Below are 24,500 nucleotides of genomic sequence, written 5' to 3'. Positions count from 1 at the left end.
GTCCGGTCCGTCGTCGTCACCGTGCCCGCCTGCGCGGAGTTCATAGCCTCCGGGCCTCCGGTCAGGCGGCCCGTTCGCGGACGACCTCACCGGCCGGTTTGTCGTCCCGCAGCCCGAGATAGCGCGGGTGCCGCAGCATTCCGTCGCGGGTCCACTCGGTGAACGCGATCTGCGCCACCAGTTCGGGGCTCGCCCAGCGGGCCCGGGCCTCGCGGACCCGGTCGTCGAACGGCGGGGCCAGGACGCCCAGTTCGTCGAGGCGGGAGCGCAGGGCGAGCAGGGTGCGGTGGTCGAAGCCCGTCCCGACCTTGCCCGCGTACCGCAGCCGGCCGCCCTCGTGGTAGCCGAGCAGCAGGGCGCCGAGGCCGACCCGGCTGCCGGCCGGTTCGGTGAACCCGCCGACGACGAACTCCTGCTCCTGAGCGCACTTGAGCTTGAGCCAGTCCGCGGAGCGGCGCGGCGTGTAGCGGCTGTCGGCGCGTTTGGCGATCAGCCCCTCCCAGCCGTGTGCGCAGGCCTCGGCCAGCAGTTCGGCGCCGCCCGCGTTGCGGTGGGTCGTCAGCCGCAGCGGCGACCGGTAGGCGAGGGCACGGCGCAGCAGCGATTTGCGGGTGCGCAGCGGCAGCCGTGTCGTGTCAGCGCCGTCCAGCCGCAGCAGGTCGAAGACGTAGTACGTGACGGCCACGCCGCTGGCCTCGATGTCGCGGCGCCGGGTCAGGCCCATGCGCTGCTGGAGCCGGGAGAAGTCGGTGCGGCCCCGGGCGAAGGCGACGACCTCGCCGTCCACCGTGAAGTCGGGCGAGTGCTGCGCGGCCAGCGCCTCGGCGATCTCGGGGTAGGTGTCGTTCACGCGGCGGCCGGAGCGGGAGAGCAGGGAGACCCGGTCGCCCTCGCGGACCGCGAGCAGGCGGATGCCGTCCAGTTTCCGTTCGAAGATCCACCGGTCGCGGTCCGGGAAGTCCCGGCGGTCGCTCAGGGTGGCGAGCATCGGGCGGGACGCCAGCTCCGTGCCGGGCGGGGCGTCCCGCAGCAGTCCGCGCTCGTCCTCGGACAGGGTGTCCAGGAGGTCCGTCGTCACCCGGTGCTCCTCTCGGCCCCGGCGGCGACCTGGTGCAGGGTGTGCCCGCTGAGCGCCGAGCGGGCCCTGCGGGGATCGGGCGTCCCGCGGTCCCCGTTGCGGGCCCGGCCCTCGTCCTTCTTGACCAGCAGCCAGGACTCGCCCTTGCCGTCCGCCCCGCCCTGCCGGAAGCGGGTCAGCGCGAAGGTGCCGTGCAGCTTGTCGCCGTCGAGCCGGAAGGTGACGTGCCCGTCCTCGAGGGCCCGGTCGAACGGGACGGGCCGCTTGTGCCGGTCGTGGCTGAGCGGTTCGTAGGTGCCGTGGTCCCAGACGATGACCGTGCCCGCCCCGTACTGGCCCTCGGTGATCACGCCCTCGAAGTCCTCGTACTCCAGCGGGTGGTCCTCGGTGGGCACGGCGAGCCGTTTGTCCCCGGGGTCGAGGGACGGGCCCTTGGGGACCGACCAGGACTTCAGTACGTCGCCGACCTGGAGCCGGAAGTCGAAGTGCATCGTGGAGGCGTCGTGGATCTGCACGACGAAGCGGGGCGCCTGCCCGCCGCCCTTTCCGTCGCCCCTTGACTTCGCGTCCCCGGACGCCTCGCGGTCGCCGCCCCTGGGCTCCCCGGTCCGGCCGAAGTCGCGCTTGCCGTGATAGGTCCGCAGCGCGTGGCTCTCACCCACCGTGGCTCCTTCCCTCGCCGTCACGGGCCCCGGGTACCCCGCGGGCGCCGCCGCTCACGCCGCCCACGCCGGTCCCACCAGATGGCCGAGCGCCCGGGACAGGAGCGAAAGGGCGGTATGGCCGTGAGCGCCGTGGGTATCCGGACGTGCAGTCCGGGGCCGCCGCGCCCCGATCTAGACAAGGGGGAGGACGTATGGAGTCACCGGAGTCCGGGAAGGGCACGGCGTCCGGCGACCGCGACTGGCGGGACCGCTGGTGGGTGTTCGGACTGCTCGCGCTGGTGGTGTGGGTGGGCGTCCGGCTGCTCCTCAGCGGCCTGCACGCGTGGCCGTCGGCACTGGTCGGCGGAGTGATCTACGTCGGGTGGCTCACCTGGTGGATGCGCCGGCGCCGGAAGCGGGACGCCCGGGCGGTGGGCACGGATGCCGACAACGTGCCCGGGATGGACCGGCGGATCCTCAAGGGCGGGGACGTGCCCGACGACCCGGCGGAGCGCGAGGCCATGGCCCGGCTGGTGGACCGCCGCCAGGAACGCCTGGTGCGCAACCGCCGGTGGGCGTTCCCGCTGCTCGCGGTCATCTTCTTCGGCACGTCGGGCCTCTGGTTCGCGGCCGGTTCGGCGACTTCGGGCGGCGTGATGCTCGCGGCCGCCGTCGTCTTCATGAGCTGGATGGTCTGGCAGCACCGCCGGACGCTGCGGCGGCTGGAGGACATGCGGCGGCGGCTGGCGGAACAGCCTCCGGTCAGGGCGTAGCAGGTGCAGGGGATGCCCGCCGCGAAAAACGCGGCGGGCATCCGTACCGCTTACCGCGTACGGTGAGGCCGTCAGCGTCGGGGTCCACCGGCGCACCGCTTCGGCCACCTCGGGCGTCAGATGCTGAAGCAGGGTGTCGTCCGGGGCGCCCGCCGGACCGATCAGCACGCCCGTCCGTCCGGTGAGGGACGGGTCGGTGGCGGCGAACAGGGGCGCCCGGGCGGCGTCGGCCACCGGTGCGGAGACGCCCTGCTTGATCTGCTCCCAGTGCGGGCGCAATTGCGGCGGCAGGATGTCGGCGGTCATCTCGCCCGCGTTGTCCGTGGCCGCGGCCCCCGGGTCCGCGGCGAAGACGGCCACGCCCCGGTCCTTCAGCCGCTCGGCGAGGTCCATGGTGTGCGCGAGGTGGGCGAGCTTGGCCCGCCCGGTCGCGGCCAGGCCGTAATGCGGACCGGGCGGCTCGGCCTCCTCGAAGACCGGGACGGCCGCGGCGATGGCGGCGGAGGTGACGTTCACGATCCGGCTGGGTGCCGCGGCCGCCAGCGCCTCGATCAGCGTCTCGGTCAGCACCAGGGGCGAGAGATGGTTCAGCGCGATGCTGCCCTCGATGCCGTCGGCGCTCTCCCAGCGCCGGGTCCACATGCCGCCGACGTTGTTCACCAGCAGGTGCAGGGCGCCCTCGGCGGCCAGTTTCCCGCCGAGGTCCCGGGTCTCGGCGAGGGACGAGAGGTCGGCGGCGAGGAAGCGCCCCGCGGGCCGCCCGGCGGCGGCGTCGATACGGGCCACGGCGGCGTCCCCGCGCCGGGCGTCCCGCCCGACGACCGTGACGTCCCAGCCCCGGGCGGCGAGCCCGACGGCGGTCTCCAGGCCGATGCCTCCGGTGCCGGCGGTCACCACGGCGGTACGGACATGCTCAGTCATGCTCTTCTTCCGTTCGGGTCCGGTGGGTGTGGTGACGGAGGCGCCGTCCGCCGTCACCAAGGAGACATCCGCGGGCGGCACGGGCGGAAGGTCCGATCCGGCACGCCACCATGCCGTACGGGCATGAGCCCAGGTCAGAGCCGAGGTGAGCGCCGCTGTGAGAGCCTGTGCGCATGGGTGGCATGGAGATCCGTCAGTTGCGCTACTTCCTCGCGGTCGCCGAGGAGCGCAACTTCACCCGGGCCGCCGAACGCCTGTCGATGACCCAGCCCGCGCTGTCCCGCGCCATCCGCGAACTGGAGAAGGACGTCGGCTCCCCGCTGTTCCTGCGGACCCACCGCGACGTCGCCCTGACCCCCGTCGGCGAGGTCATGTTCGAGGAGGCCAAGGCGCTGGTCACACAGGTCGGGCACGCGACGTCCCGGGTACGCCGGGCGGCCGAGGAACTCGCCCTGCTGACGGCGACCGGCCCCGGCTGCGACGCCGCCCTCCTGGACGACCTGGTCCGCGCCTACAACGCGACCGGTCCCGCGCGGCCCGCCAGGGCGGCCGTCGGCACCGCGGACGACCAGCTCGACCGGCTGCGGTCGGGGACGGCCGACGTCGCCCTGTGGCGCGCGCCGGTCACCGGCGGGGTGCTGGACGGCGTACCGCTGCGGCGCGAGCGGCTGGTCGTGATGGTCGCTGACCGGCATCCGCTGGCCGGCGAGGAGAGCGTCACGGTCGCCGACCTCGCGGACGAGCCCGTGGTGCGGTGGACGGGTGCCAACCCGCAGGCCATGAGCCCGCATCTGTGGCCTTCGGGGCCGCCGGGCCGGCCGGGCCCCGAGGTGAGCGACGGTCTTCAGATGCTGGCCGTGGTCCGGCTCGGGCAGGCCGTGTCGATCGGCGCGGTCCCGGGCTTCGACACACCGGCGCCGGAGGGCATCGCCCGGGTTCCCCTCGCGGACGGCCCGACGGCCGAACTCCGCCTGGTCTGGCTCAGGGAGCGGGCCACCCCGGCCGTCCGGCGGTTCGCCCGGCACAGCGCGGCGTTCCTCGCGGACCGCCCCGGCCCGGTCACCGGCTGACGGTCCGTCGGCACCCGGCCCGGTCCCCTACGGGTGGTGACGTACGAGGCTCGGGTGCCGCAGGTCGCCGGTTGCGCGGAACTCGCGGAGGGTTCGCGGAAACCTCGCGGAGTTCTCCTGCATAGAACCCGGATCGGGGGGCACCTGAGCGAGTGCCGCTGACACGCTCCCCCCGGTCGCGTCGGCGGCGATGCTCCCGTGTGAGTCGGCGGGGTTGGGTCACCCCGACGTCGGCGCGGTCGAGCGGAGGGGCGGCCCGTGTCAGGGAAGACGGGCGGATGCCGGCCGCCCCTCCCCATCCCGCCCCCGCCGGCGGGGACACGCGGAACGAGGCGGACACCGAACGGACAACAGGAGACGCAGCATGCCCGAGACAGTCGTCGAGGCCGAGCCCGCCGCCCCCGGGGCGGCGGAGTCACAGCGGCGCAAGCAGCGGTTGCGAAGACGTCTGGAGCGGCTGATCGGGGTGGCGGCGACCGAGGGCAACGAGCTGGTGCCGCTGCGGAACGGGGACGAGATCTTCCCGGCCATGCTCGACGCGGTCCGCGCCGCCGAGCACACCGTCGACATGATGACCTTCGTGTACTGGCGCGGCCGGATAGCGCGTGACTTCGCCGCCGCGCTGGCCGACCGCGCCCGCGCGGGCCTGCGCGTCCGGCTGCTGCTCGACGGTTTCGGCGCGAAGGAGATCGAGGGGGATCTCCTCGACACCATGCACGCGGCGGGGGTGCAGGTCGCCTGGTTCCGCAAGCCGCTGTGGCTCTCCCCGTTCAAACAGAACCACCGCTGTCACCGCAAGGCGCTGATCGTCGACGAGCACACCGCCTTCACCGGGGGCGTCGGCATCGCCGAGGAGTGGTGCGGCGACGCCCGCAACCCGGCCGAGTGGCGCGACACCCACGTACGGGTCCGCGGTCCCGCCGTCGACGGCATCGCGGCCGCCTTCGCACAGAACTGGGCCGAGTGCCACACCGAACTCTTCGACGACCGGGACCGGTTCACCCAGCACGAGCAGCCCGGCGGCGCCACCGTGCAGGTGGTGCGGGGCTCGGCCAGTTTCGGCTGGCAGGACATGCAGACCCTGGTCCGGGTGGTGCTGGAGTCCGCCGAGGAGCGGCTGCGGCTGTCCACCGCCTACTTCGCGCCCGACACGTACTTCGTGGACCTGCTGAGCGCGACCGCCCGGCGCGGCGTGCGGGTGGAGATCCTGCTGCCCGGGCCGCACACCGACCAGCGGGCGTGCCTGCTCGCGGGGCGGCACCACTACGCCACCCTGCTGGCAGCCGGGGTGGACATCCGCGAGTACCAGCCGACGATGCTGCACACCAAGATCATGACGGTGGACGGGGTCGCCTCGCTGATCGGCTCCAGCAACTTCAACCGCCGCTCCATGGAGCACGACGAGGAGGTCATGCTCGCGGTGCTGGACGAGGACTTCACCGCCGGACTCGACCACGACTTCGAGCAGGACCGGAAGAACGCCGAGCCCATCGACCCCGGACGCTGGAAGCGCCGCCCGCTCGCCGAGCGGCTGCGGGAAGGAGCGGTGGCACCGGTACGGCGGTTCCTGTAGGGCGTGTTGCGAAAGTTCCGTCGTTCGCCCGACGGGCGGGCCGCGCGTCGTCAGGTGCGTGCCCGGCGTGCCGGGCGCAAGCCCTCGTACTGGACGTACTCGGGCTTTCGCCCGGTGCGGCGAGAGTGCGTGCATGGCGTCGCACGGCAGGTGCTGGCCGGGCCGCAGCCCTAGGCCGCCGACGGGCGTCTGGTCCTGGCTGTCGACGTCACCCACTGGCTCCGGCCTGACGCTCCGACCTGCCCGGACCGGCTGTTCTGCCATGTCTACGGCCGCAGCGGACGCTCCTCGGACCAGTTCGTGCCCGGCTGGCCCTACTCGTTCGTCGCCGCGCTGGAGGCGGGCCGCACCTCGTGGTGCCAGCTGCTGGACGCGGTCCGGCTCGGACCGGCCGGCGATGTCGCCGAAACCACCGCCGGCCAGGTCCGCCGGGTGGTCGCCGACCTGATCGACATGGGCCGCTGGAGAGCAGGAGACCGGGACATCCTGGTCGTCCTCGACGCCGGCTACGACGCTCCGCGCATGGCTCATGTCCTGGCCGGACTGCCGGTGGAAGTCCTCGGCCGGATGCGAACGGACCGCGTGATGCGCAAGCCGGTCCCCGTTCCGTGGATCTCACCGCCACAAGGCGGCCGGCCCCCGAAGCACGGCAAGGAGTTCCGGTTCGCCAAGCCCGACACCTGGGGCGACCCGGATGCCGCGACAATGCAGGCCACCGACCGCTACGGCACCGCCCACGCCAGGGCCTGGGACCGCATCCACCCCAGGCTGACCACCCGCTCGGCCTGGATCGACCACAGCGGAGAACTCCCCGTCATCGAGGGCACGTTGATCCGCCTGGAAGTCGACCGCCTGCCCGGCGGTCATGACCCGCTCCCCATCTGGCTGTGGTCCTCGGCCACCGGCCTGCCGGGCGAGGACGTCGACCTGCGCTGGCAGGCGTTCCTGCGCAGATTCGATCTTGAGCACACCTTCAGAATGATCAAACAGACGCTGGGCTGGACCCGCCCGAAGCTCCGCACCCCCGAGGCGGCGGACCGGTGGACATGGCTGATCATCTCCGCTCACACCCAGCTCCGGCTCGTCCGCAAGGTCGTCGCCGACCTCCGCCACCCCTGGGAGAAGCCCGCCGAGCCCGGCCGACTCACCCCTGCCCGCGTCCGCCGCGGGTTCAGGAACATCCGCCCGGACCTGCCCTGCCCGACCCGTGCACCCAAATCCAACCGGCCAGGCCCCGGACGCCGACCCGGCACCAAAAACTGGCGCCAAGCACCACACTACGACGTGGGAAAAACCGTCAAACGTCCCGACAGCATCACCAAACGCGATCACCTCACACCATAAAGATCAAGCTCAGTCCGCGGCGGGGCCCGCTTCCCTCCTGAGGAAGTTGCTCACCTGACACGCGAGGCCGTCCTCCGGGGCGCCGGAGCGGACGCCGGTGCCGACGGGGGCCTCGGGCAGGTCGACGCCGCCGGACCACAGACAGCGCTCCGCCCACTCCTCGTCGACCTTGAGCTGCACCTGGATGTCCACCTGGGCCAGGTCGCCCTCCGCGCCGGCGGCGTACGCGACGGCCGTGACGCGGCGCAGCGGGTAGACGTCGAAGCCCTCCACGAAGCGGGAGTTGCGCCAGTCCATGAAGGCGCTCTCGCCGTCCGGGCCCAGCCTGATGTCGATCTGGCCGTCCTCGAGGTGGATGCCGTAGCGGGCGCTCGTGCGGTTCTCGACGGTCACGCGGAGCCGGAAGTACGTGAGTCCCTCGGCGGCGTCGTCCCGGCCGCGCGGGGGTTCCGACCTCTTCAAGCCGTGGACCCGGACACGCAGGCCGGGGTGCTCCTCGCACTCCTGCCAGTCCCCGATCACCTTCGGCTCGTACACGCTCCACCTCTCGACTTGGAGGCCTGCTTCTTATCCGTGCGCTCAACTGGGTGTCAAATGTGCGGAACGCACCGTGGGCAGGGAATTCTCCGCTCTTGATCGGCGATCAAGCCGTGCGCAGGAGGTATCCGGCGCGGGGCGCGCGGGCGGCTCACGGGCGCGTGCTGTACATCACGCCCGCCGGTGTCCGGAACGCGGCCGCTCAGCCGGTGCGGCGCAGGGTGCGCAGCTGCTCCTCGAGCGGGCACAGGCCCACGTCCCGGCGGCGCTCGTCGAGGGTGCCGGGCCGGCGGACCGCGTAGGGCCGCAGGGTCACCGGGTTGACCCGGGTCCCGTAGTACTGCGGTTCTCCGAGCTCCACGGCGCAGTGGTCGGCTATGTAGGCGTGCTGGGCGGCGGAACAGCGCCCGTCGGCCGCCGCCTGCGCTATCAGGTCACGGCACAGCAGCTGGAAGTCGAGGTCCCGGGTGTGCAGCAGGATCATCAGGGCGGCGGTCGAGGCGGCGGGTCCGACCTGGTCGGCGGTCGGCCACCCGTACCGGCGGACCACCGCCGTCAGGGCGTCCGCGTTGTCGCTGCGGCACTCGTTTATGGCTCGGCGGCGGCCCGGTGCGGGGTTCGCCTGCGCCTCCCGCATCAGCCGGGTCTCCTTCTCGGCGCGGCGCAGCAGCTCCCCGGCCAGCACGACGGTGAGCGCCGCGGGCATGGGCCGGGGCGCCGGGGCACCGGCGGCGCGCACGGAGGCGTCCGGGGTTTCGGCGTCCGTGTCCGTGCCAGGGTCCGCGTCCGGCGCGTCGTCTCCGGCACGGGCGGGGGCGTCCCCGCGACGGGCCTCGCCCTCCCCCTCGGGCCGGCCTGCCCCGTGCCGGCGGCCCTGCCCGTGCGAAGGCCGCCTGCCGCCGGCCGTGTCCCCCGCCGTGCCCCCGGCTGTCTCGCCGGGCGGGCGGGACGCCGCGGCGGCGCCGGTGCCGTCCGTCAGGTCGTCCGGTGTGCTCCGCGCGGTCCTCATCCCGCCCCCAGCAGCCCGAGCGTGAACCAGACCCGCTTGCCGGGCTCGCCGGGTTCTGGCGGTACGACGCCCCAGTCGTCGGCCAGCGCGTCGACGATGGCGAGCCCCCGGCCGCACTCCGCGGCCTCGTCGGCGTCCCGGGTCCTGGGCATCTCGCACGAGCCGTCGGTCACGGTCACCCGCAGTTCGCACGCGGTGGACTCGACGGTGACCGTGATCGTGTCGCCGGGATCGGCGCTGCCGTACTTGACCGCGTTCGAGAAGATCTCGTCCGTCGCGAGGACGGCGTTGTCGAGGAGTTCGCAGGGCAGCCGCAGCCCGGCGAGACAGCCGGCGACCATGCGCCGTACCCCGGCGGCCTGGGACGGGTGGGCGGGCACCGCGCTGCGGACTCTTCGGGGTTCGCTCCCGTGGATGACGGCGAGCTCTCCGGTGCGCTCCCGGTCCCCGGGCGCGTGGCCGTCCGGCGCGTGGGCGCCGGGGGGTGGTGCGGGCGACGGCCGGCGGGGGTGCGCCCGGGGTACCGTCATCGGTCCTCCTTCGGGTGCAGCCGAGTGGGGGGCGGTCGGGGTGGCTGCCCGAGCAGCCAACAAGGAGAACGGCACGGAAACCAGGGGTTGCGGGGGTTGGCCGGTTGCGGGCCCGTAGTGGTATGGCATGTATGTTCGACCAGGTGAGGGACGTGAGCGGAAGCGGGCGGGTGGAGCGCCGGGGCCGCGGCACCGGCTGGCTCGGCGTGCGCGGCAAGCGGGTCCTGGTCACCGGCGGCACGCGCGGGCTCGGCGAACAGATCGTGCGGCTGCTGTCCGCCGAGGGCGCCCGGGTGGCCACCTGCTCCCGTTCGGCGGACGGACTGCGGGCACTGGCGGCGTCCCTGGACGCGCCGCTCTTCACCCGGGCCCTGGACGTGACCGAGCCGGAGCAGCTGGAGCGCTTCGTCGCGGCCTCGGCCGCGCGGTTCGACGGCCTCGACGGGGTGGTGGCCAGCGCGGGCGGGTCCCGCGGCGGCCGGTTCGAGGCGGCGGGGGCCGGGGACTGGTCCGCGACCTGGGAGGCGAACGTCGGGCACGCCGCGCGCCTGGTACGCGCCGCGGTCCCGTATCTGCGGGCGGCCGGCGGCGGCTCGGCCGTCGTCATCGCGTCGATCTCCGGCTGGAAGCCGGGCCCGTACGCGCAGTACGGCGTCGCCAAGGCCGCCCAGATCCAGCTGGCCGCCTCGCTGGCCCGGGAGCTGGGCCCCGACGGGATCCGGGTGAACACCGTCTCGCCCGGCTCGATGCTGATCCCGGGGCGGCGCTGGGACCGGATGCGCACGGACGAGCCGGAGCGGTACGCCCGTTTCGTGGCCGAGGAGCTGCCGTCGGGGAGGCCGGTGGCGCCGCAGGAGGTCGCCCGGGTGGTGGCCTTCCTGCTCTCGGACTGGTCGAGCGGCATCTCGGGCGCGCACCTGCCCGTGGACCGGGCCCAGAACGCGCCCTCCCCCGACGGCTACTGACACACCGCGCACGCCTCGGCGACCTCCCCGACGGCCGTGTGGACACCGGGCGGCCCGGCCGCCGACAGCCCGGGCCGCCCGGTCATGCCACCGCCCCGAGCACGGGACGGGACCTCCGCTCGAACTCCTGCACCACCGGTTCCCGGCGGAGCGGTTCGAGGCGTCTGCGGAAGTCCCGCAGCGCCTGGATCGACCGCTCGCTGTGGACGGTGCTGAGGGTGTCGAGCGCCTGGTTCGCCACGCCGACGGCTTCGTCGAGGCGGTTCTGCTGGAGGTGGGCCGTCGCCAGTACGGACCGGCTGATCGCCTGGCGCCTGCGCCGGTCGGCGTTGGCACTGACCGACTCGCTCGCCGTGCGCTCCGCCTGGGCGCCGAGCCCGAGGTCACGGAAGCACAGCGCGGACTCGGCCTGGAGATAGTGGTGGTCGAGGAAGCGCACCCACGGCGACTCCTGGTCGGCTCCGCGGCTCGCGCCGAGCTGTGTCCCGGCCAGCCGCAGCGCCTCGGCGGCCTCCGCCCGGCGGCCCTGGGCCGCGTGCCCGCGCGCCGACATGGCGTACAGCCGCATCAGGCCGAGCGGGCTGCCCGCCCCCTTCGCGGTGACGAGACCGGCCCGGGCCAGCGACACCCCCTCGTCGGGGCGGCCCAGGCTGGTGGCCAGATGGGAGAGACCGGCGAGGATCTGCCCGCCGAGCACCCGGTCACCGCCCTCGGCACAGAGCCTGAGCCCCTGGATCATGTACCGCTGCGCGAGGCCGTACTCCCCCGCGTCGTACGAGCTCCAGCCGGCCATCGCGGCCAGGCGTCCGGCCGCGGCGAACAGCCGGCGTTGCAGGCGCGGGGCCACGCCCCGCCGTTGCAGCAGCGGCACGACCTCGGTGGCCAGGTAGTGGACGATGCTGGTGCGTACTCCGCCGCCGCCGAAGTGGTTGTCCATCTCGTCGAACATGCGGATCATCGCGTGCACCTGCTCGACCGGGCCGCCGTCCGGCACCAGCGCCAGATGCGCGCCCTCCTCGTGTTCGAGCAGCCACAGCAGCCACTCGCGCTGCGGATTCGCCAGCGCGCCGGCGACGAACGGCACCGAGCCGAGCAGGCTGCGCCGGGAGATGTCTGTCGACCCCAGCTCCGCCAGGGTGTGAAGGGTTTCTGCCACGTCTTCGCCATACACGAGTGCCCGGCCCGCGACCGGACGCTGCTGGTCGGGGTGGAAACCGAGATCCGCGGGCGAGACGGCGCGGCCCAGCCGTTCCGACAGGACGGTGGCGATCAACTCCGGTGTGACACCGCGGGGTTGCTGCCCCTGGAGCCACCGGGTGACCGACGCCTTGTCGTAATTGGAGTCCGCACCCTGGCGGCGTCCCAGTTCGTTGACCCGGAGGGCGAGCGAGGCGTACGAGCAGCCGGCGTCCTTGAGCGCCGCGGCCAGCGCGTTGTTGGCGGCGGTTCCCCTGCCGGAACTCCTCGACTGTCCGTCCATCACGGTGGCCACCCAGGTCTCGCATCACGGTCACGTGCGGCTGCCGCCGGTGACCGGCGATCCGTCAGGTCCGTGTCCGCGGGCAGCGGTTGACGTCGTCGCCGGTGTGTGTGCGACAGGTCACTTACTCACTATGGTGGCGGACAGACTCAGCCTGCAACCGGCGTTCTGATAATTTCAGAAAGCGGTGCATCGCCCTGTCACCACCGTCCGCCCGCGTGACACACTGCACGCTGTGACGCCCGTTCCGGGAGGTAGGACGTGAGCGAGAACCGCTCCGGCGGCAGCGCGCCGACCGTCCTGCGGATGGTTCTCGGCAAGCGGTTGCGACAGTTGCGGGAAGAGGCCGGAGTCTCGTTCGAGACGGCGGCGCGGGCCATCGAGGTCACCCCTTTGACGGTCCGCCGGATCGAGAAGGCCGAGGTCGGACTCCGCATCCCCTACGTGAAGGAGCTGCTGCGCACCTACGGGGTGCGGGACCGCGAGATCGACGACTTCGTCCGGCTGGCCAGGGAGGCCAACCGGCCGGGCTGGTGGTACAAGTACCGCGACGTGCTCCCCGACTGGTTCAGCGCCTATGTGAGCCTGGAGAGCGAAGCCAGCGTCATCCGTGTCTACGAACCTCACTTCGTCCCCGGCCTGCTGCAGACCCGCGACTACGCCACCGCCCTGATACGCGTCGGCTTCCCGAACAAGTCGAAGGACGACATCGCCCGCCGGGTCGACCTGCGGGTCAAGCGGCAGAGCCTGCTCGACAAGCCCGACGCGCCCGCGCTCTGGGCCGTGCTGGACGAGACGGTGCTGCGCCGGCCGGTCGGCGGGTCCGAGGTGATGCGGGCCCAGATCGACCGGCTCCAGGAAGTCCTGGACCTGCCCAAGGTCAGGATTCAGGTCATGCGTTTCCGTGCCGGTGCGCACCCCGGCGCCTTCGGCCCCTTCCACTACCTCAGGCTCGGCTTCTCCGAACTGCCCGACGTCGTCTACACCGAGAACCTCACCGGCGCGGTCTACGTGGACCAGCCGGCCGACGTGGTCACCCATCTCGAAGTACTGGACCGGATGTCCGTGCAGGCGGAGCCGGTCGCAAGAACCAGGGACATCCTGGCGGAACTGCGTAAGGAGTTGTGATCCATGGGAGCGACGGACCCCGTCCGCAGCGGCATGAGCGCCACCGACCTGGGGACCGAGGGCTGGCTGAAGCCCTGGAGCGGCCCGACCGGCGGGGCGTGCGTCGAGGTCAAGCTGCTGCCCGACGGGAAGGTGGCAGTGCGCCAGTCCAAGGACCCCGAGGGTCCCGCCCTCGTCTACTCGCGGGACGAGATGGCCGCGTTCGTGGCGGGCGTGAAGTCGGGCCGGGCCGACTTCCTGGTCGCCTGACCCGCCGGCCGCCCGGGGCCGCCCCCGATCGTGCGGGCGCCCGTACCGCACCACTACGCCCGCACAACCGGACAACCCGCACGACTACTCCCGCCGTGCGGGTTGTCCCCCACACTGAAGAACGTGTGCGCGTCAAGCGTGCGCGCGTCGAAGGCGTCCGCCGTCAGGAAGGGATGCGGGGATGATCCTGCGGGAGGCTCTCACCCAGTGCCGGACGCTCGTCGTCGAAGGACCCGACGGCGTCGGCAGATCCGCCCTGTTCGCCGAGCTCGCCCGCCACGGCTTCCTGATCCGGCCCGCGCGGGGCGCCCTGCACCATGTGGACCCGACCCGGCCGTACCGCGAACTCCTCGCCGCGCCCGGACGGCTGGCCGTCGACGGCGGTCTCGTCCACGAACTCGTCTACGGGCCGCTGCGCCACGGGCACTCACGGGTGACCTGGATCCAGGCGATGGACTTCGCCGAGGCCGTGGCGGAACGTGACGGCGCACTCGTCCACCTGACCGCCGGTCCCGTCCCCGGCGAGGCCGACGCCGCCGTGGTCAACGCCTACGCGCGGGCGCTGCGCACCCTGGCCCAGCACGTCCCGGTCGTCACCGTCGGCCCCGGCGAGCCCGGACAGCCGATCCGCGGCCCCGCTCCGCACTTTCAACTCGGGCGATGCGGGGGGAGGTTGACGGTAGGTTGAGTAGCAGACCACGCGTGACGCACGGCAGGAGAATCCCCATGGCAGAGGGCCGGTCCATCCCCGACCAAGAGGCACTGTCCAAGATCGACACATCGGTCCCGCACTCGGCCCGCATCTGGAACTACTGGATGGGCGGCAAGGACAACTACGAGGTCGACCGGGTGGCGGGCGACGCCTACAAGGAGGTCGCCCCGAACATCGAGACCATGGCCCGCGCCTCCCGCGGCTATCTGATCCGCACCGTCACGTACGTGGCCGGCGAGCTCGGCATCCGCCAGTTCCTCGACATCGGCACCGGCCTGCCCACGTACGACAACACCCATCAGGTCGCCCAGCGGGTGGCCCCCGAGTCGCGCATCGTCTACGTCGACAACGACCCGCTGGTGCTCCGGCACGCCCAGGCGCTGCTGACCAGCACCCCCGAGGGGGTCACCGACTACATCGACGCCGATCTGCACGAGCCCGAGAAGATCATCGAGGCGGCCGCCCGGATCCTCGACTTCGGCCGGCCGGTGGCGCTGATGCTGATGGGCATCCTCGGCCACATCCAGGACTACGGCGAGGCCGTGTCCATCGTCCGCCGCCTCCAGGCCGCCCTGCCGTCCGGCAGCTACTTCGTGCACTACGACAGCACGGACACGGACGCCGCGCTCAAGGAGGCCCAGCAGGGCTACGACGACACCGGGGCCGTCCCGTACGTGCTGCGCAGCCCGGAGCAGATCACCGCGTTCTACGAGGGGCTCGAACTGGTCGAGCCGGGCATCGTCTCCTGCCCGCTGTGGCGCCCCGGGGCGGGCAGTGACCCGCAGCCCACGGACGTGCACGGCGGAGTGGCCCGCAAGCCCTGACCGCCCCGCCGGGGACGGCGCACAGGCCGGTAAGGACCGGGATCCCGGCCTCCGACGCGACGGAACGCGCGGATTCCGCTCCAATGGAGAGTGACGGGACACCAACGGGTACGAGACGCGCCGCGGCACCCGTCGCCGGCCGGGGCCGGGCGGCGCGAGGGAGGTGCGCGATGCCCACACCGCTCCGCCTGCTGCACGCCCTCTCCGCCGACCACCGCGAACGCCTCCTCGGGGTATCCCGCGAGGTCGCCTTCCCGGAGGACGGCAGGATCTTCGAGGCCGGCGGCACCGCCGACCGCTTCTGGGTGATCCACTCCGGGACCGTCTCGCTCGACCAGGAGGTCGTCCCGGGCAGACGCATCTCCGTCGCGACCCTGGGCCCGAACGATCTGCTGGGCTGGTCCTGGCTGTTCCCGCCGCACCGCTGGGACTTCGGCGCCGAGGCGTTCAGCCCCGTGCGCGCCTACGAGTTCGACGCCGGGGAGGTGCGCGCCCTGTGCGCCGAGGACCCCGGGCTCGAACTGTCGCTGACCCGTACGATCGCCGCGATCCTCGCCCACCGCCTGGAGACGACCCGGGCGGCCCTGATCGAGCACTACGCGCGGCACGGGGGCGGCGTGCGGTGAGGACCGCCCGGCGGGGGCGGCCACGGACCTCATGGTTGACGAAACCGGCCACCGGATGCGGAGATACCGCTGCCGGATGATCGTCGACCTCGAGGCAGGGCAGCACAGCGATGGCTTTGCAGATCAGCGCCACCAACCCGGAGCACCCCGCGCTCCTGCTCGAACTGCCGTGGGAGCTGCCCCTGGAGGAGTGGCCCGAACACCACCTGGTGCCGCTGCCGCGCGGCATCTCTCGCCACGTGGTGCGCTACGCGCGGGCCGGCGCCGAGGTGATCGCCGTCAAGGAGCTCGCCGAACGGCCCGCGGTGCGCGAGTACGGGCTGCTGCGGGATCTCGACCGGCTCGGCATCCCGGCGGTGGACCCGCTCGCCGTGGTCACCGGGCGCGAGGGCGCGGCGGGCCCGCTGGAACCCGTACTGGTCACCCGGCACCTGGGCGGCTCGATGCCGTACCGGTCGATGTTCGAGACGACGATGCGGCCCGCCACCATCAACCGGCTGATGGACGCGCTCGCCGTGCTGCTGGTGCGGCTGCACCTGGCCGGGTTCGCGTGGGGCGACTGCTCGCTGTCCAACACGCTGTTCCGGCGGGACGCGGGCGCGTACGCGGCGTACCTGGTGGACGCCGAGACCGGGGACCTGCACGCGCGGCTCAGCGACGGGCAGCGCGACTACGACCTCGATCTGGCCCGGGTGAACATCAGCGGGGAACTGCTCGACCTGGAGGCGGCGGGCGCGCTGCACCCGTCGGTGGACCCGGTCGCGTTCGGCACCGAGATCTGCGGCCGCTACGGGGACCTGTGGCGGGAGCTGACCCGGACCTCCGTCTACCCGGCGGGCAAGTACCACTACATCGAGCGCCGGATACGGCGGCTGAACGACCTCGGGTTCGACGTCGCGGAGATGCAGATAGCGAACTCCAGCAATGGCGACACCGTCACCTTCGTGCCGAAGGTCGTCGACGCCGGGCACCATCAGCGCCAGCTGCTGCGGCTGACCGGTCTGGACGCCGAGGAGAACCAGGCGCGGCGGCTGCTGAACGACCTGGAGAGCTGGATGGCCACCCAGGACGACTACGCGCCCGGCGACCCTCCCCCAAGCTCTCGGCTCCGCTCGGGCAGGGGGGACCCCCACGCCGCCCGTCCGGAGGTCCTGGCCCACCGCTGGGTGCGCGACGTGTTCCGGCCCACCGTGCGGGCCGTGCCGCCGGAGCTGCGCGGTTCCATGGACCCGGCGGAGCTGTACCACGAGCTGCTCGAACACCGCTGGTACCTGTCCGAGCGGGCCCAGCACGACATCGGCCTGGACACGGCCGTGCGGGACTACATCGAGAACGTGCTGCCGGGGGTGCGGGACGGGCTGGCGCCGCCCGCGGAGGAGGCGGAGCCCTCCGCGTAGGGGCGCGTCCGGTTACCGGGGGCGGAGCGCGCCGCCGGTACCTAGGATTGTGGCTGCACAAACTTTCGGTTCGGGGTGGGAGACGTATGACACAGGCCGCCGTATCTGCGCGGAGCGTCATTCTGACCGTGGATGACGATCCTGGTGTGTCGCGCGCCGTGGCCCGCGACCTCAGGCGCCGCTACGGCGACGCGCACCGTATCGTGCGGGCGGAGTCCGGGGAGACGGCCCTGGACGCGCTGCGGGAGCTGAAGCTGCGCGGCGAGCAGGTGGCGGTGATCCTCGCCGACTACCGGATGCCGCAGATGAACGGCATCGAGTTCCTGGAGCAGGCCCTCGACGTGTACCCGGGGGCGCGCCGGGTGCTGCTGACCGCGTACGCCGACACCAGCGCGGCGATCGACGCGATCAACGTGATCGATCTGGACCACTATCTGCTCAAGCCGTGGGACCCGCCGGAGGAGAAGCTGTATCCGGTCCTGGACGACCTGCTCGACGTCTGGCGGGCCACCGACCACCGGCCGGTCCCCGTCTGCAAGGTGGTCGGGCACCGCTGGTCGGCGCGTTCCTCGGACGTACGGGAGTTCCTGGCCCGCAACCAGGTGCCGTACCGCTGGTACTCGTCCGACACCCCGGAGGGCCGGCGGCTGCTGTCGGCGGCCGGGGAGGACGGGCAGCGGCTGCCGCTCGTGGTCACCCCGGACGGCACCCCGCTCGTCGAGCCGGCGGACCCGGATCTCGCCGCCCACGTCGGGCTGGCGACGACGCCGGCCGCCGAGTTCTACGATCTGGTGGTCATCGGCGGCGGTCCGGCCGGTCTCGGGGCGGCGGTGTACGGGGCCTCCGAGGGCCTGCGGACGGTGCTGGTCGAGCGGTCCGCGACCGGCGGGCAGGCGGGGCAGAGCTCGCGGATCGAGAACTACCTCGGCTTCCCCGACGGGGTGTCCGGGGCCCAGCTCACCGACCGGGCCCGGCGCCAGGCCGGGAAGTTCGGCGCGGAGATCCTGACCGCGCGGGAGGTGACCGGGCTCGAGGTCGCCGGGTCCTCGCGCACCATCCGGTTCTCGGACGGTTCCGCGATCTCCGCGCACAGCGTGATCCTCGCGACCGGGGTGTCGTACCGGCAGCTCCAGGCGCCGGGGCTGGCCGAGCTGACCGGCTGCGGGGTGTTCTACGGCTCGGCGCTCACCGAGGCGCCCGCCTGCCAGGGCCAGGACGTGTACATCGTGGGCGGCGCCAACTCGGCGGGCCAGGCGGCCATGTATCTGTCCAGGGGCGCGAAGTCGGTGACGATCCTGGTGCGGGGCTCCTCGCTGACCGCGTCGATGTCGCACTACCTGATCCAGCAGATCGACGGGGCGCCCAATATCAACGTGCGCACCGGCACGGTCGTGGAGTCCGCGCACGGCGACGGACACCTGGAGCAGCTCACCCTGCGGGACGTGGCGAGCGGGCACACCGAACTCGTCGGCGCGCAGTGGCTGTTCGTCTTCATCGGCGCGGCCCCGCTGACCGACTGGCTGGGCGAGACCGTGCTCAGGGACTCGCGCGGGTTCATCCTCGCGGGCCCGGACATGACGCCGGACGGGCAGCCGCCCGCCGGCTGGGAACTGGACCGGCCGCCGTACCACCTGGAGACCAATGTGCCCGGGGTGTTCGTCGCCGGTGACGCGCGGGCGGAGTCCGCGAAGCGGGTCGCGTCCGCGGTCGGGGAGGGAGCCATGGCCGTCATGCTCGTCCACCGTTATCTGGAGCAGTCGTGAGCGGGCGGCCGATGCCCTGCGACCGGGCGGAACTGGCGTCGCTGTTCCTGTTCGAGAAGCTGGACGAGGACCAGCTCGCCCGGCTGTGCGGCGAGGGCCGGGTCGAGCTCTTCGAGCCGGGCTACGTCTACCACGAGGGTGACCCCGCGACCTGCCTCTTCGTCCTCCTCGAAGGCACCCTGGTGATGACGCGCCGGGTAGGCGGCGACGACGTGGAGACCAACCGCACCTCCCAGCGCGGGGTGTACGCGGGCGCCATGCAGTCCTATCTGAGCGTCGCGCCGGAGGAGGCGCGGTACAAGGGTTCCCTGCGGGTCACCGAGCCGTCGCGGTTCTTCATCCTGCCCGCCGAGGTGTTCGCGGCGGTGCTGCGGGACTGGTTCCCGATGGCCGTGCACCTGCTGGAGGGCATGTTCTACGGCAGCCAGAAGACCCAGCAGACCATCGGCCAGCGCGAACGGCTGCTGGCGCTCGGTTCGCTCTCCGCCGGCCTGACGCACGAGCTGAACAACCCGGCCGCCGCGGCGGTACGGGCCACCTCGGCGCTGCGCGAGCGGGTGGCCGGGATGCGGCACAAGCTGGGCGCGATCGCCTCCGGCCCCTACCGGCGCGACACGCTCGAAACGCTCGTCGAGATCCAGGAGCGCACCGCCGAGCAGGTCGCCAAGGCCACCCCGCTCAGCCCGCTGGAGGCGTCCGACCGTGAGGACGCGCTCGCCGACTGGCTGGACGACCACGGCATCGACGGCGGCTGGCAGCTCGCTCCGACGTTCGTGCAGGCGGGGCTCGACACCGACTGGCTCGACCAGGTCGCGGCGGCGGTGGACGAGCAGACCCTCGAAGGCGCGGTGCGGTGGCTCAACTACACCGTCGAGACCGAGCTGCTGATGAACGAGATCGAGGACTCCACCGTCCGCATCTCCAACCTGGTGGGCGCGGCCAAGCAGTACTCGCAGCTGGACCGCGCACCGTACCGGATCGCGGACGTGCACGAACTGCTCGACAGCACGCTGATGATGCTCGGCGGCAAGACGGGACCCGGCATCAAGGTCGTCAAGGAGTACGACCGGACGCTGCCGGGCGTCCCCGCCTACCCCGGTGAGCTGAACCAGGTGTGGACGAACCTCATCGACAACGCGGTGGCGGCGATGGCCGGCGAGGGGACGCTGACCGTACGCACCGCGCTCGACCGGGACACCCTGCTGGTGGAGTTCCGGGACACCGGGCCCGGGGTGCCGGAGGAGATCCGGAACCGAATCTTCGACCCGTTCTTCACCACCAAGCCGGTGGGCGAGGGCACCGGCCTCGGCCTGGACATCTCCTGGCGGATCGTCGTCAACAAGCACCACGGGAGCCTCCAGGTGCGGTCGGTCCCCGGCGACACCCGCTTCCAGGTCCGGCTGCCCCTGACCGCGCCGACCCCGGACGCCCCGCCCCCTCCCGGCTCCCCCGACTCCCCTCTCTCCCCCGACTCTCCCGAGGAGCCGTCATGAGCCTGCCCGCCGGAATCGACCCCGCCGTCCCGCCCGGCGGCACGGGGTGCGTCGACTGCGACGCCGTGGGCGGCTGGTGGTTCCATCTGCGGCGCTGCGCCCAGTGCGGGCACATCGGCTGCTGCGACGACTCGCCCTCGAAGCACGCCACCGAGCACGCGCGCACCTCCGGGCACCCCTTCGTCCGCAGCTTCGAGCCCGGCGAGAGCTGGTTCTGGAACTACGAGACGTCGGAGCTGTACGAGTCGGGTCCCGACCTCGCTCCCCCGCTCAGCCGCCCGGCGGACCAGCCCGCCCCCGGCCCGGCGGACCGCGTCCCGGCGAACTGGCGGGAGACCCTGGGCTGACGGACACGGTCCCTCACGCCGCGCCGCCGTGGTCGCCGGGGAACTCCACGGGCGCGGTGCCCGGCCGCCGGGCGGGAGCCGTCCGCGCGGTGGCAATCGGCTTTGCGCGCGAGTGCCGAACATGATCAGCTTGGCCCCGTCATGTTCGCCCTGTCATGTACAGGCGGCCTCTGGGGAGGAGCCGTGGGGGAAGGGAGGGCGCGCGCGTGCGCAGCCCTGAGGAGACAACGGCCCGGTCGTGCCCGGAGTGCGGGGCCGGGATGCACACGGACGACCGGTTCACCGTCTGGTGCGCCGCCTGCGACTGGAACGTGGACCCCGGCCGGCCCGAGGAGAAGCGGGGCCGTCTGGAGCGGGCCCGGCGCGAACTGGCCCGCAGGCACGGCGAGAAGCTGCTCGCCGAAGTGACCGCGGGGGCGGACCTGCGCCCCCGGCGGGACGCCTCAGCGCTGCTGGCCCACGCCATCGCGCTCGCCGTGCACGGTGTGACCCTGGCGGTGGTCGCTGCGGGCGTCCTGTTCCTGGTCGCCGGCTGGGGCGTGCCCGCGATGATTCCGGGCGTATTCCTGCTGGCACTGGCGTGGCCGCTCAGGCCCCGGCTGCCCCGGGTGCCGGACGACCGGCCGGTGCTGCGGCGGGACGCCGCACCGGAGCTGTACGGCCTGGTCGACGAGATCGCCCGGGTCGCCGGCACCCGCGGCGTCGACGTGATCGCGGTCGACGCCTCGGTCAACGCGAGCGTGACCACCTGCAGTCTGCGCGGCCGCCGCCTGCTGACGCTCGGGCTGCCCCTGTGGGAGATCCTGTCGCCGCGGCAGCGGATCGCGCTGCTGGGGCACGAACTCGGCCACTACAGCAACGGCGACACCCGGCACGGACTCGTCGTCGCGACCGCCTACCGCTCGCTGACCACTTGGCGGTACTACCTCGCGCCGATCGCGCGCCCGACGCCCGTCGAGTGGTTCGTCAACCTCGCCTACCTCGTGCCCCGCACGCTGGTCCAGGGCGTACTGATGCTGCTCGACCGGGCGACCCTGCGGGCCACCCAGCGCGCCGAGTACCTGGCCGACGCCATGGCGGCCCGGGCCGGTTCCACCGAGGGCGCCGTGGGCCTGATGGACCGACTGCTGGTCGCGGACTCGGTCGTCGTCGCCCTGCGGCGCGAGACCAACGATCCGCGGGCGCGGCGGCGCGACAGCTCCCACGCGGCCTGGGCGGCCGGGATGTGGGACCGGCTCGCCGTGCATCTGCGGTCGGTGCCCGAGCACGAGTACACACGTCAGCGGCGGGCCGGCGCCCTGCGCGGGCACAGCGTCGACTCGACCCACCCGCCGACGCATCTGCGGCGCGAGTGCCTGCTCGCCGGCGTGCCCGTGCCGGCGGCGGTCACGAGCGGCGGGGACCGCGAGGAGCGGATCGCCGGTGAACTGGCCGAGGCTCGCGCCACGGTGGCCCGGCGGATCCTCCGCGACGGCTACGACGGCTACGACAGCTGACGGACCCGGACGGGACGGCGCGCCGCCGGTTCAGCTCACCGACGTCCCGTACATCTCGCCCAGCGGTTCGGCGAGCAGTTCGACGCGGGTGCCGTCGGGGTCACGGAAGTACAGCGACGTACCGCTCTCCTCCTGGTAGGAGACCCCCGCGGCGGCGAGCCGGTCGCGCAGGTGCCGCCAGGTGTCGGGGTCGACCGAGACGGCGAGGTGGTGCAGTCCGCCGAGCACCTCGGCGTAGGGGCCGAGGTCGAGGCCGGGGAAGTCGAAGAAGGCCAGCAGGTTGCCGTGGCCCAGGTCGAAGAAGAAGTGGGTCGAGCCACGGTAGTCGCGGTTCTCGACGACCTCGGTGAGCGGGAAACCGAGAACGCCCTGGTAGAAGCGGACCGTCCGCTCCACGTCGGAGGAGAGCAGCGCGACGTGGTGCACGCCGCGCGCGGAACTCGCCGGCCGGTCGTCGCTCAGATAGGTCTCACGGACGCGCTCGCGCTCCGTCTCGGTCGCGGCCAGGTCCACTGCATCCATGAAGTGCTCCTCCTGCGGAACGGAACGGGGAACTCCGGGGAACATCGCGGCATATCTGGTTGGGGTTTCAACCACCAACGGGTCACTTTAAACCGCGCCCCGTCCGGTTGTGCAGAGCGCACGAGACGTGCCCGCGGTGCGCATTACGGACGACTTGTGTCGGCACCCGCCCCATACGAGGCTTGGAAAGTATGATCACCCAATGTCTGACATGACCGAGACCTCGCCCGGCTGGCTGACCCCTGACGAGCTCGAGCAGGCGCGTGCCCGCATGCCGATCCTGTACGTCGAGGCGGTGCCCGTACGCGTCGACGACAGCGGCGAAGTGACCAGCATCGGGCTGCTGCTGCGCATCGGCGTCGACGGCACCGTCAGCCGCACCCTCGTCTCCGGCCGGGTGCTGCATCACGAACGGGTCCGCGACGCGCTCCTGCGCCATCTGGAGAAGGACCTGGGCCCGATGGCCCTGCCCCGCATCCCCACCTCGCTCCAGCCCTTCACCGTCGCGGAGTACTTCCCGACGCACGGGATCACCGCGTTCCACGACCCCCGCCAGCACGCCGTGTCGCTGGCCTACATCGTGCCGGTGACCGGTGACTGCCGCCCCCGGCAGGACGCCCTGGACCTGGTCTGGTTCAGCCCGCAGGAGGCGTCGTCGCCCCTGGTCCTCAACGAGATGCCGAACGGTCACGGGGTGCTCCTCAAGCAGGCCCTCGCCCATGTCGGCTGTCTGCCCTAGCTCCTGACGTACCGTCATCCGCCGTCGCGGTCCGGGTCCGGGCCTCGGCGTACCGATCAACGGGGCACAATGGCCGTCACGGTCAGGTGCCGCCGCGGCGGCGGCACGCACCCGGGCACCTCGCGGGTGCGCACGGGTGCGCAGGGAAGGGGACAACGTGAGCGAGACCGAACGCCCGTCGGGTGCCTCGGGCGGACTGAACACCTCGGTGGCGCACAACGCCCGGGTCTGGAACTACTGGATCGGCGGCAAGGACCACTATGAGGTCGACCAGGCGGTGGGCGAGCAGGTCGCCTCGATGTTCCCGGTGATCCGCGACGTGGCGCGGGCGGACCGGGAGTTCCTCGGCCGGGCGGTCCGCTTCCTGGCCGGGGAGCGCGGGGTGCGGCAGTTCCTGGACATCGGCACGGGGCTGCCGACCCTCGACAACACGCACGAGATCGCCCAGCGGATCGCACCCGAGTCGCGGATCGTCTACGTCGACAACGACCCCATCGTGCTGGTCCACGCCCGGACCCTGCTCACCAGTACCGGCGAGGGCGCCACGGCCTACATCGACGCCGACGCCCACGACCCGGACGCCATCGTCGAGGGCGCCGCGTCGACCCTGGACTTCGACCGCCCGGTGGCGGTGATGATGCTGGGCATCCTGAACTTCGTCCTGGACGCCGGCAAGGCGCGGGACATCGTGCGCCGGGTGATGGCCGCGGTCCCCTCGGGCAGCTGCCTCGTCCTGACGCACCCGACGACCGACGGCGACCTGGGCGGCGAGGGCAATGTGCCGGCCATGAAAATCTGGAACGAGAACGCCACGCCGCCGATCACCGCCCGCACCCGTGCGGAGATCACCGCGTTCTTCGACGGCCTGGACCTGGTGGAGCCGGGCCTCGTGTCGTGCGGGCAGTGGCGCGCGGAACCCGGCGCCGGGGTGACGCTCCCGCAGTTCGGCGCGGTGGCCGTCAAGCCGTGAGCATCTGACGGGTTCTGGCCGACCGTACCCGCGCCGGCGACCGGCTGGCGCCGCGACGCCGGGCCCTTCATGACTGAGAAAGGGTGGAACCCGGCGTCGCGGCGGCGGTGCCCGGGGCGGTCACCGCGTCTGCGGGCGAGGCGGGGCGCTACTCGGTGCGGCCCGCCACCGCGCCACTCCTGATTGCTCGTGATCACGAAGGTATTTCCGCGTCCTGATTATTGTCAACAATTTCGTTGCCGATAACGCCAACAGGGGCGGATTCATGGCGGACACACAGCGAGCGAGCCACTCTCGCCGATTGTTGACA

General features: G+C 72.6%; 23 protein-coding genes and 1 pseudogene. 16 read left to right on the top strand and 8 right to left on the bottom strand.

What is annotated here, in order from left to right; all coding sequences use genetic code 11:
- Positions 1-61: 61 nt before the first annotated feature.
- From ligD to ACFV6E_RS31565, 3 genes are all read right to left on the bottom strand, one after another.
- Positions 62-1,078: a non-homologous end-joining DNA ligase gene (gene ligD / locus ACFV6E_RS31575; protein WP_385174270.1), complete on the bottom strand. Its 1,017-nt coding sequence runs from the start codon at positions 1,076-1,078 to the stop codon at positions 62-64.
- Positions 1,075-1,740, bottom strand: coding sequence for a DNA polymerase ligase N-terminal domain-containing protein (locus tag ACFV6E_RS31570; RefSeq protein WP_385466260.1), 666 nt, complete (start codon positions 1,738-1,740; stop codon positions 1,075-1,077). Before ACFV6E_RS31570 ends, ligD begins: the two co-directional genes overlap by 4 nt.
- A 200-nt stretch (positions 1,741-1,940) precedes the next feature.
- Positions 1,941-3,416, bottom strand: a complete 1,476-nt coding sequence (locus tag ACFV6E_RS31565; protein WP_385466257.1) for an SDR family NAD(P)-dependent oxidoreductase — start codon at positions 3,414-3,416, stop codon at positions 1,941-1,943.
- Between the two features lie 173 nt (positions 3,417-3,589).
- Here ACFV6E_RS31565 and ACFV6E_RS31560 point away from each other — a divergent pair, with 173 nt between their 5' ends.
- The 3 genes and pseudogenes from ACFV6E_RS31560 to ACFV6E_RS31550 form a co-directional block, all read left to right on the top strand.
- Positions 3,590-4,486 (top strand): LysR family transcriptional regulator, encoded by an 897-nt coding sequence (locus ACFV6E_RS31560; protein WP_385466254.1) that lies wholly within the window; start codon positions 3,590-3,592, stop codon positions 4,484-4,486.
- A gap of 364 nt (positions 4,487-4,850) precedes the next feature.
- Positions 4,851-6,059, top strand: coding sequence for a phosphatidylserine/phosphatidylglycerophosphate/cardiolipin synthase family protein (locus tag ACFV6E_RS31555; RefSeq protein WP_385466251.1), 1,209 nt, complete (start codon positions 4,851-4,853; stop codon positions 6,057-6,059).
- Positions 6,060-6,218: 159 nt separating this feature from the next.
- A pseudogene (locus tag ACFV6E_RS31550) lies at positions 6,219-7,403 on the top strand (NF041680 family putative transposase); the annotation flags it as partial.
- 9 nt (positions 7,404-7,412) lie between these two features.
- On the opposite strand, the gene ACFV6E_RS31545 reads toward ACFV6E_RS31550, so the two are convergent.
- The 3 genes from ACFV6E_RS31545 to ACFV6E_RS31535 form a co-directional block, all read right to left on the bottom strand.
- Positions 7,413-7,940: a hypothetical protein gene (locus ACFV6E_RS31545; protein ID WP_385174254.1), complete on the bottom strand. Its 528-nt coding sequence runs from the start codon at positions 7,938-7,940 to the stop codon at positions 7,413-7,415.
- Between the two features lie 202 nt (positions 7,941-8,142).
- Positions 8,143-8,949, bottom strand: coding sequence for a DUF6624 domain-containing protein (locus tag ACFV6E_RS31540; protein ID WP_385466248.1), 807 nt, complete (start codon positions 8,947-8,949; stop codon positions 8,143-8,145).
- A complete protein-coding gene (locus ACFV6E_RS31535; protein ID WP_385466245.1) occupies positions 8,946-9,479 on the bottom strand; it encodes an ATP-binding protein in 534 nt (177 codons plus the stop codon). Before ACFV6E_RS31535 ends, ACFV6E_RS31540 begins: the two co-directional genes overlap by 4 nt.
- 152 nt (positions 9,480-9,631) lie before the next feature.
- On the opposite strand from ACFV6E_RS31535, the gene ACFV6E_RS31530 reads away from it, so the two are divergent.
- The gene (locus tag ACFV6E_RS31530; protein WP_385174247.1) at positions 9,632-10,444 is read left to right on the top strand and encodes an SDR family NAD(P)-dependent oxidoreductase; all 813 of its coding nucleotides are present in this window, start codon (positions 9,632-9,634) and stop codon (positions 10,442-10,444) included.
- Positions 10,445-10,526: 82 nt separating this feature from the next.
- On the opposite strand, the gene ACFV6E_RS31525 is transcribed toward ACFV6E_RS31530, so the two are convergent.
- Positions 10,527-11,936, bottom strand: coding sequence for a hypothetical protein (locus ACFV6E_RS31525; RefSeq protein WP_385174244.1), 1,410 nt, complete (start codon positions 11,934-11,936; stop codon positions 10,527-10,529).
- 249 nt (positions 11,937-12,185) lie between these two features.
- Here ACFV6E_RS31525 and ACFV6E_RS31520 point away from each other — a divergent pair, with 249 nt between their 5' ends.
- The 10 genes from ACFV6E_RS31520 to ACFV6E_RS31475 all read left to right on the top strand — a co-directional run bounded on the left by ACFV6E_RS31520 (position 12,186) and on the right by ACFV6E_RS31475 (position 21,959).
- Positions 12,186-13,052 carry a helix-turn-helix domain-containing protein gene (locus ACFV6E_RS31520; protein WP_385466242.1) on the top strand — a complete coding sequence of 289 codons (867 nt, stop codon included), beginning with the start codon at positions 12,186-12,188 and terminating at the stop codon, positions 13,050-13,052.
- A 3-nt stretch (positions 13,053-13,055) separates the two neighbouring features.
- Positions 13,056-13,301, top strand: a complete 246-nt coding sequence (locus ACFV6E_RS31515; RefSeq protein WP_385466239.1) for a DUF397 domain-containing protein — start codon at positions 13,056-13,058, stop codon at positions 13,299-13,301.
- Positions 13,302-13,482: 181 nt separating this feature from the next.
- A complete protein-coding gene (locus tag ACFV6E_RS31510) occupies positions 13,483-13,989 on the top strand; it encodes a hypothetical protein (RefSeq protein WP_385174236.1) in 507 nt (168 codons plus the stop codon).
- A gap of 38 nt (positions 13,990-14,027) precedes the next feature.
- The gene (locus ACFV6E_RS31505) at positions 14,028-14,837 is read left to right on the top strand and encodes an SAM-dependent methyltransferase (RefSeq protein WP_385466236.1); all 810 of its coding nucleotides are present in this window, start codon (positions 14,028-14,030) and stop codon (positions 14,835-14,837) included.
- Between the two features lie 170 nt (positions 14,838-15,007).
- The gene (locus tag ACFV6E_RS31500) at positions 15,008-15,463 is read left to right on the top strand and encodes a Crp/Fnr family transcriptional regulator (protein WP_385466233.1); all 456 of its coding nucleotides are present in this window, start codon (positions 15,008-15,010) and stop codon (positions 15,461-15,463) included.
- Between the two features lie 110 nt (positions 15,464-15,573).
- Entirely contained in the window at positions 15,574-16,860 is a 1,287-nt protein-coding gene (locus ACFV6E_RS31495) for a DUF4032 domain-containing protein (protein ID WP_385166996.1), read from the top strand.
- A gap of 86 nt (positions 16,861-16,946) precedes the next feature.
- Positions 16,947-18,623 carry an FAD-dependent oxidoreductase gene (locus ACFV6E_RS31490; RefSeq protein ID WP_385466230.1) on the top strand — a complete coding sequence of 559 codons (1,677 nt, stop codon included), beginning with the start codon at positions 16,947-16,949 and terminating at the stop codon, positions 18,621-18,623.
- Positions 18,620-20,116 carry an ATP-binding protein gene (locus tag ACFV6E_RS31485; RefSeq protein WP_385167000.1) on the top strand — a complete coding sequence of 499 codons (1,497 nt, stop codon included), beginning with the start codon at positions 18,620-18,622 and terminating at the stop codon, positions 20,114-20,116. Before ACFV6E_RS31490 ends, ACFV6E_RS31485 begins: the two co-directional genes overlap by 4 nt.
- A complete protein-coding gene (locus ACFV6E_RS31480) occupies positions 20,113-20,463 on the top strand; it encodes a UBP-type zinc finger domain-containing protein (protein WP_385167001.1) in 351 nt (116 codons plus the stop codon). Before ACFV6E_RS31485 ends, ACFV6E_RS31480 begins: the two co-directional genes overlap by 4 nt.
- A 260-nt stretch (positions 20,464-20,723) precedes the next feature.
- Positions 20,724-21,959 carry a M48 family metallopeptidase gene (locus ACFV6E_RS31475; RefSeq protein ID WP_385466227.1) on the top strand — a complete coding sequence of 412 codons (1,236 nt, stop codon included), beginning with the start codon at positions 20,724-20,726 and terminating at the stop codon, positions 21,957-21,959.
- Positions 21,960-21,989: 30 nt separating this feature from the next.
- On the opposite strand, the gene ACFV6E_RS31470 is transcribed toward ACFV6E_RS31475, so the two are convergent.
- Complete coding sequence (locus ACFV6E_RS31470) at positions 21,990-22,481, bottom strand: VOC family protein (protein ID WP_385167005.1); 492 nt, start codon at positions 22,479-22,481, stop codon at positions 21,990-21,992.
- Between the two features lie 211 nt (positions 22,482-22,692).
- Between ACFV6E_RS31470 and ACFV6E_RS31465 the strand changes: the two genes are divergently transcribed.
- Both ACFV6E_RS31465 and ACFV6E_RS31460 read left to right on the top strand, forming a co-directional pair.
- A complete protein-coding gene (locus tag ACFV6E_RS31465) occupies positions 22,693-23,220 on the top strand; it encodes an NUDIX hydrolase family protein (RefSeq protein WP_385167054.1) in 528 nt (175 codons plus the stop codon).
- A gap of 157 nt (positions 23,221-23,377) precedes the next feature.
- Complete coding sequence (locus tag ACFV6E_RS31460) at positions 23,378-24,190, top strand: SAM-dependent methyltransferase (RefSeq protein WP_385466224.1); 813 nt, start codon at positions 23,378-23,380, stop codon at positions 24,188-24,190.
- The last annotated feature ends 310 nt before the right edge of the window (positions 24,191-24,500 follow it).

The organism is Streptomyces sp. NPDC059785 (assembly GCF_042732375.1).
Taxonomy (GTDB): domain Bacteria; phylum Actinomycetota; class Actinomycetes; order Streptomycetales; family Streptomycetaceae; genus Streptomyces.
This window is presented reverse-complemented; position numbering and strand designations above follow the sequence as displayed.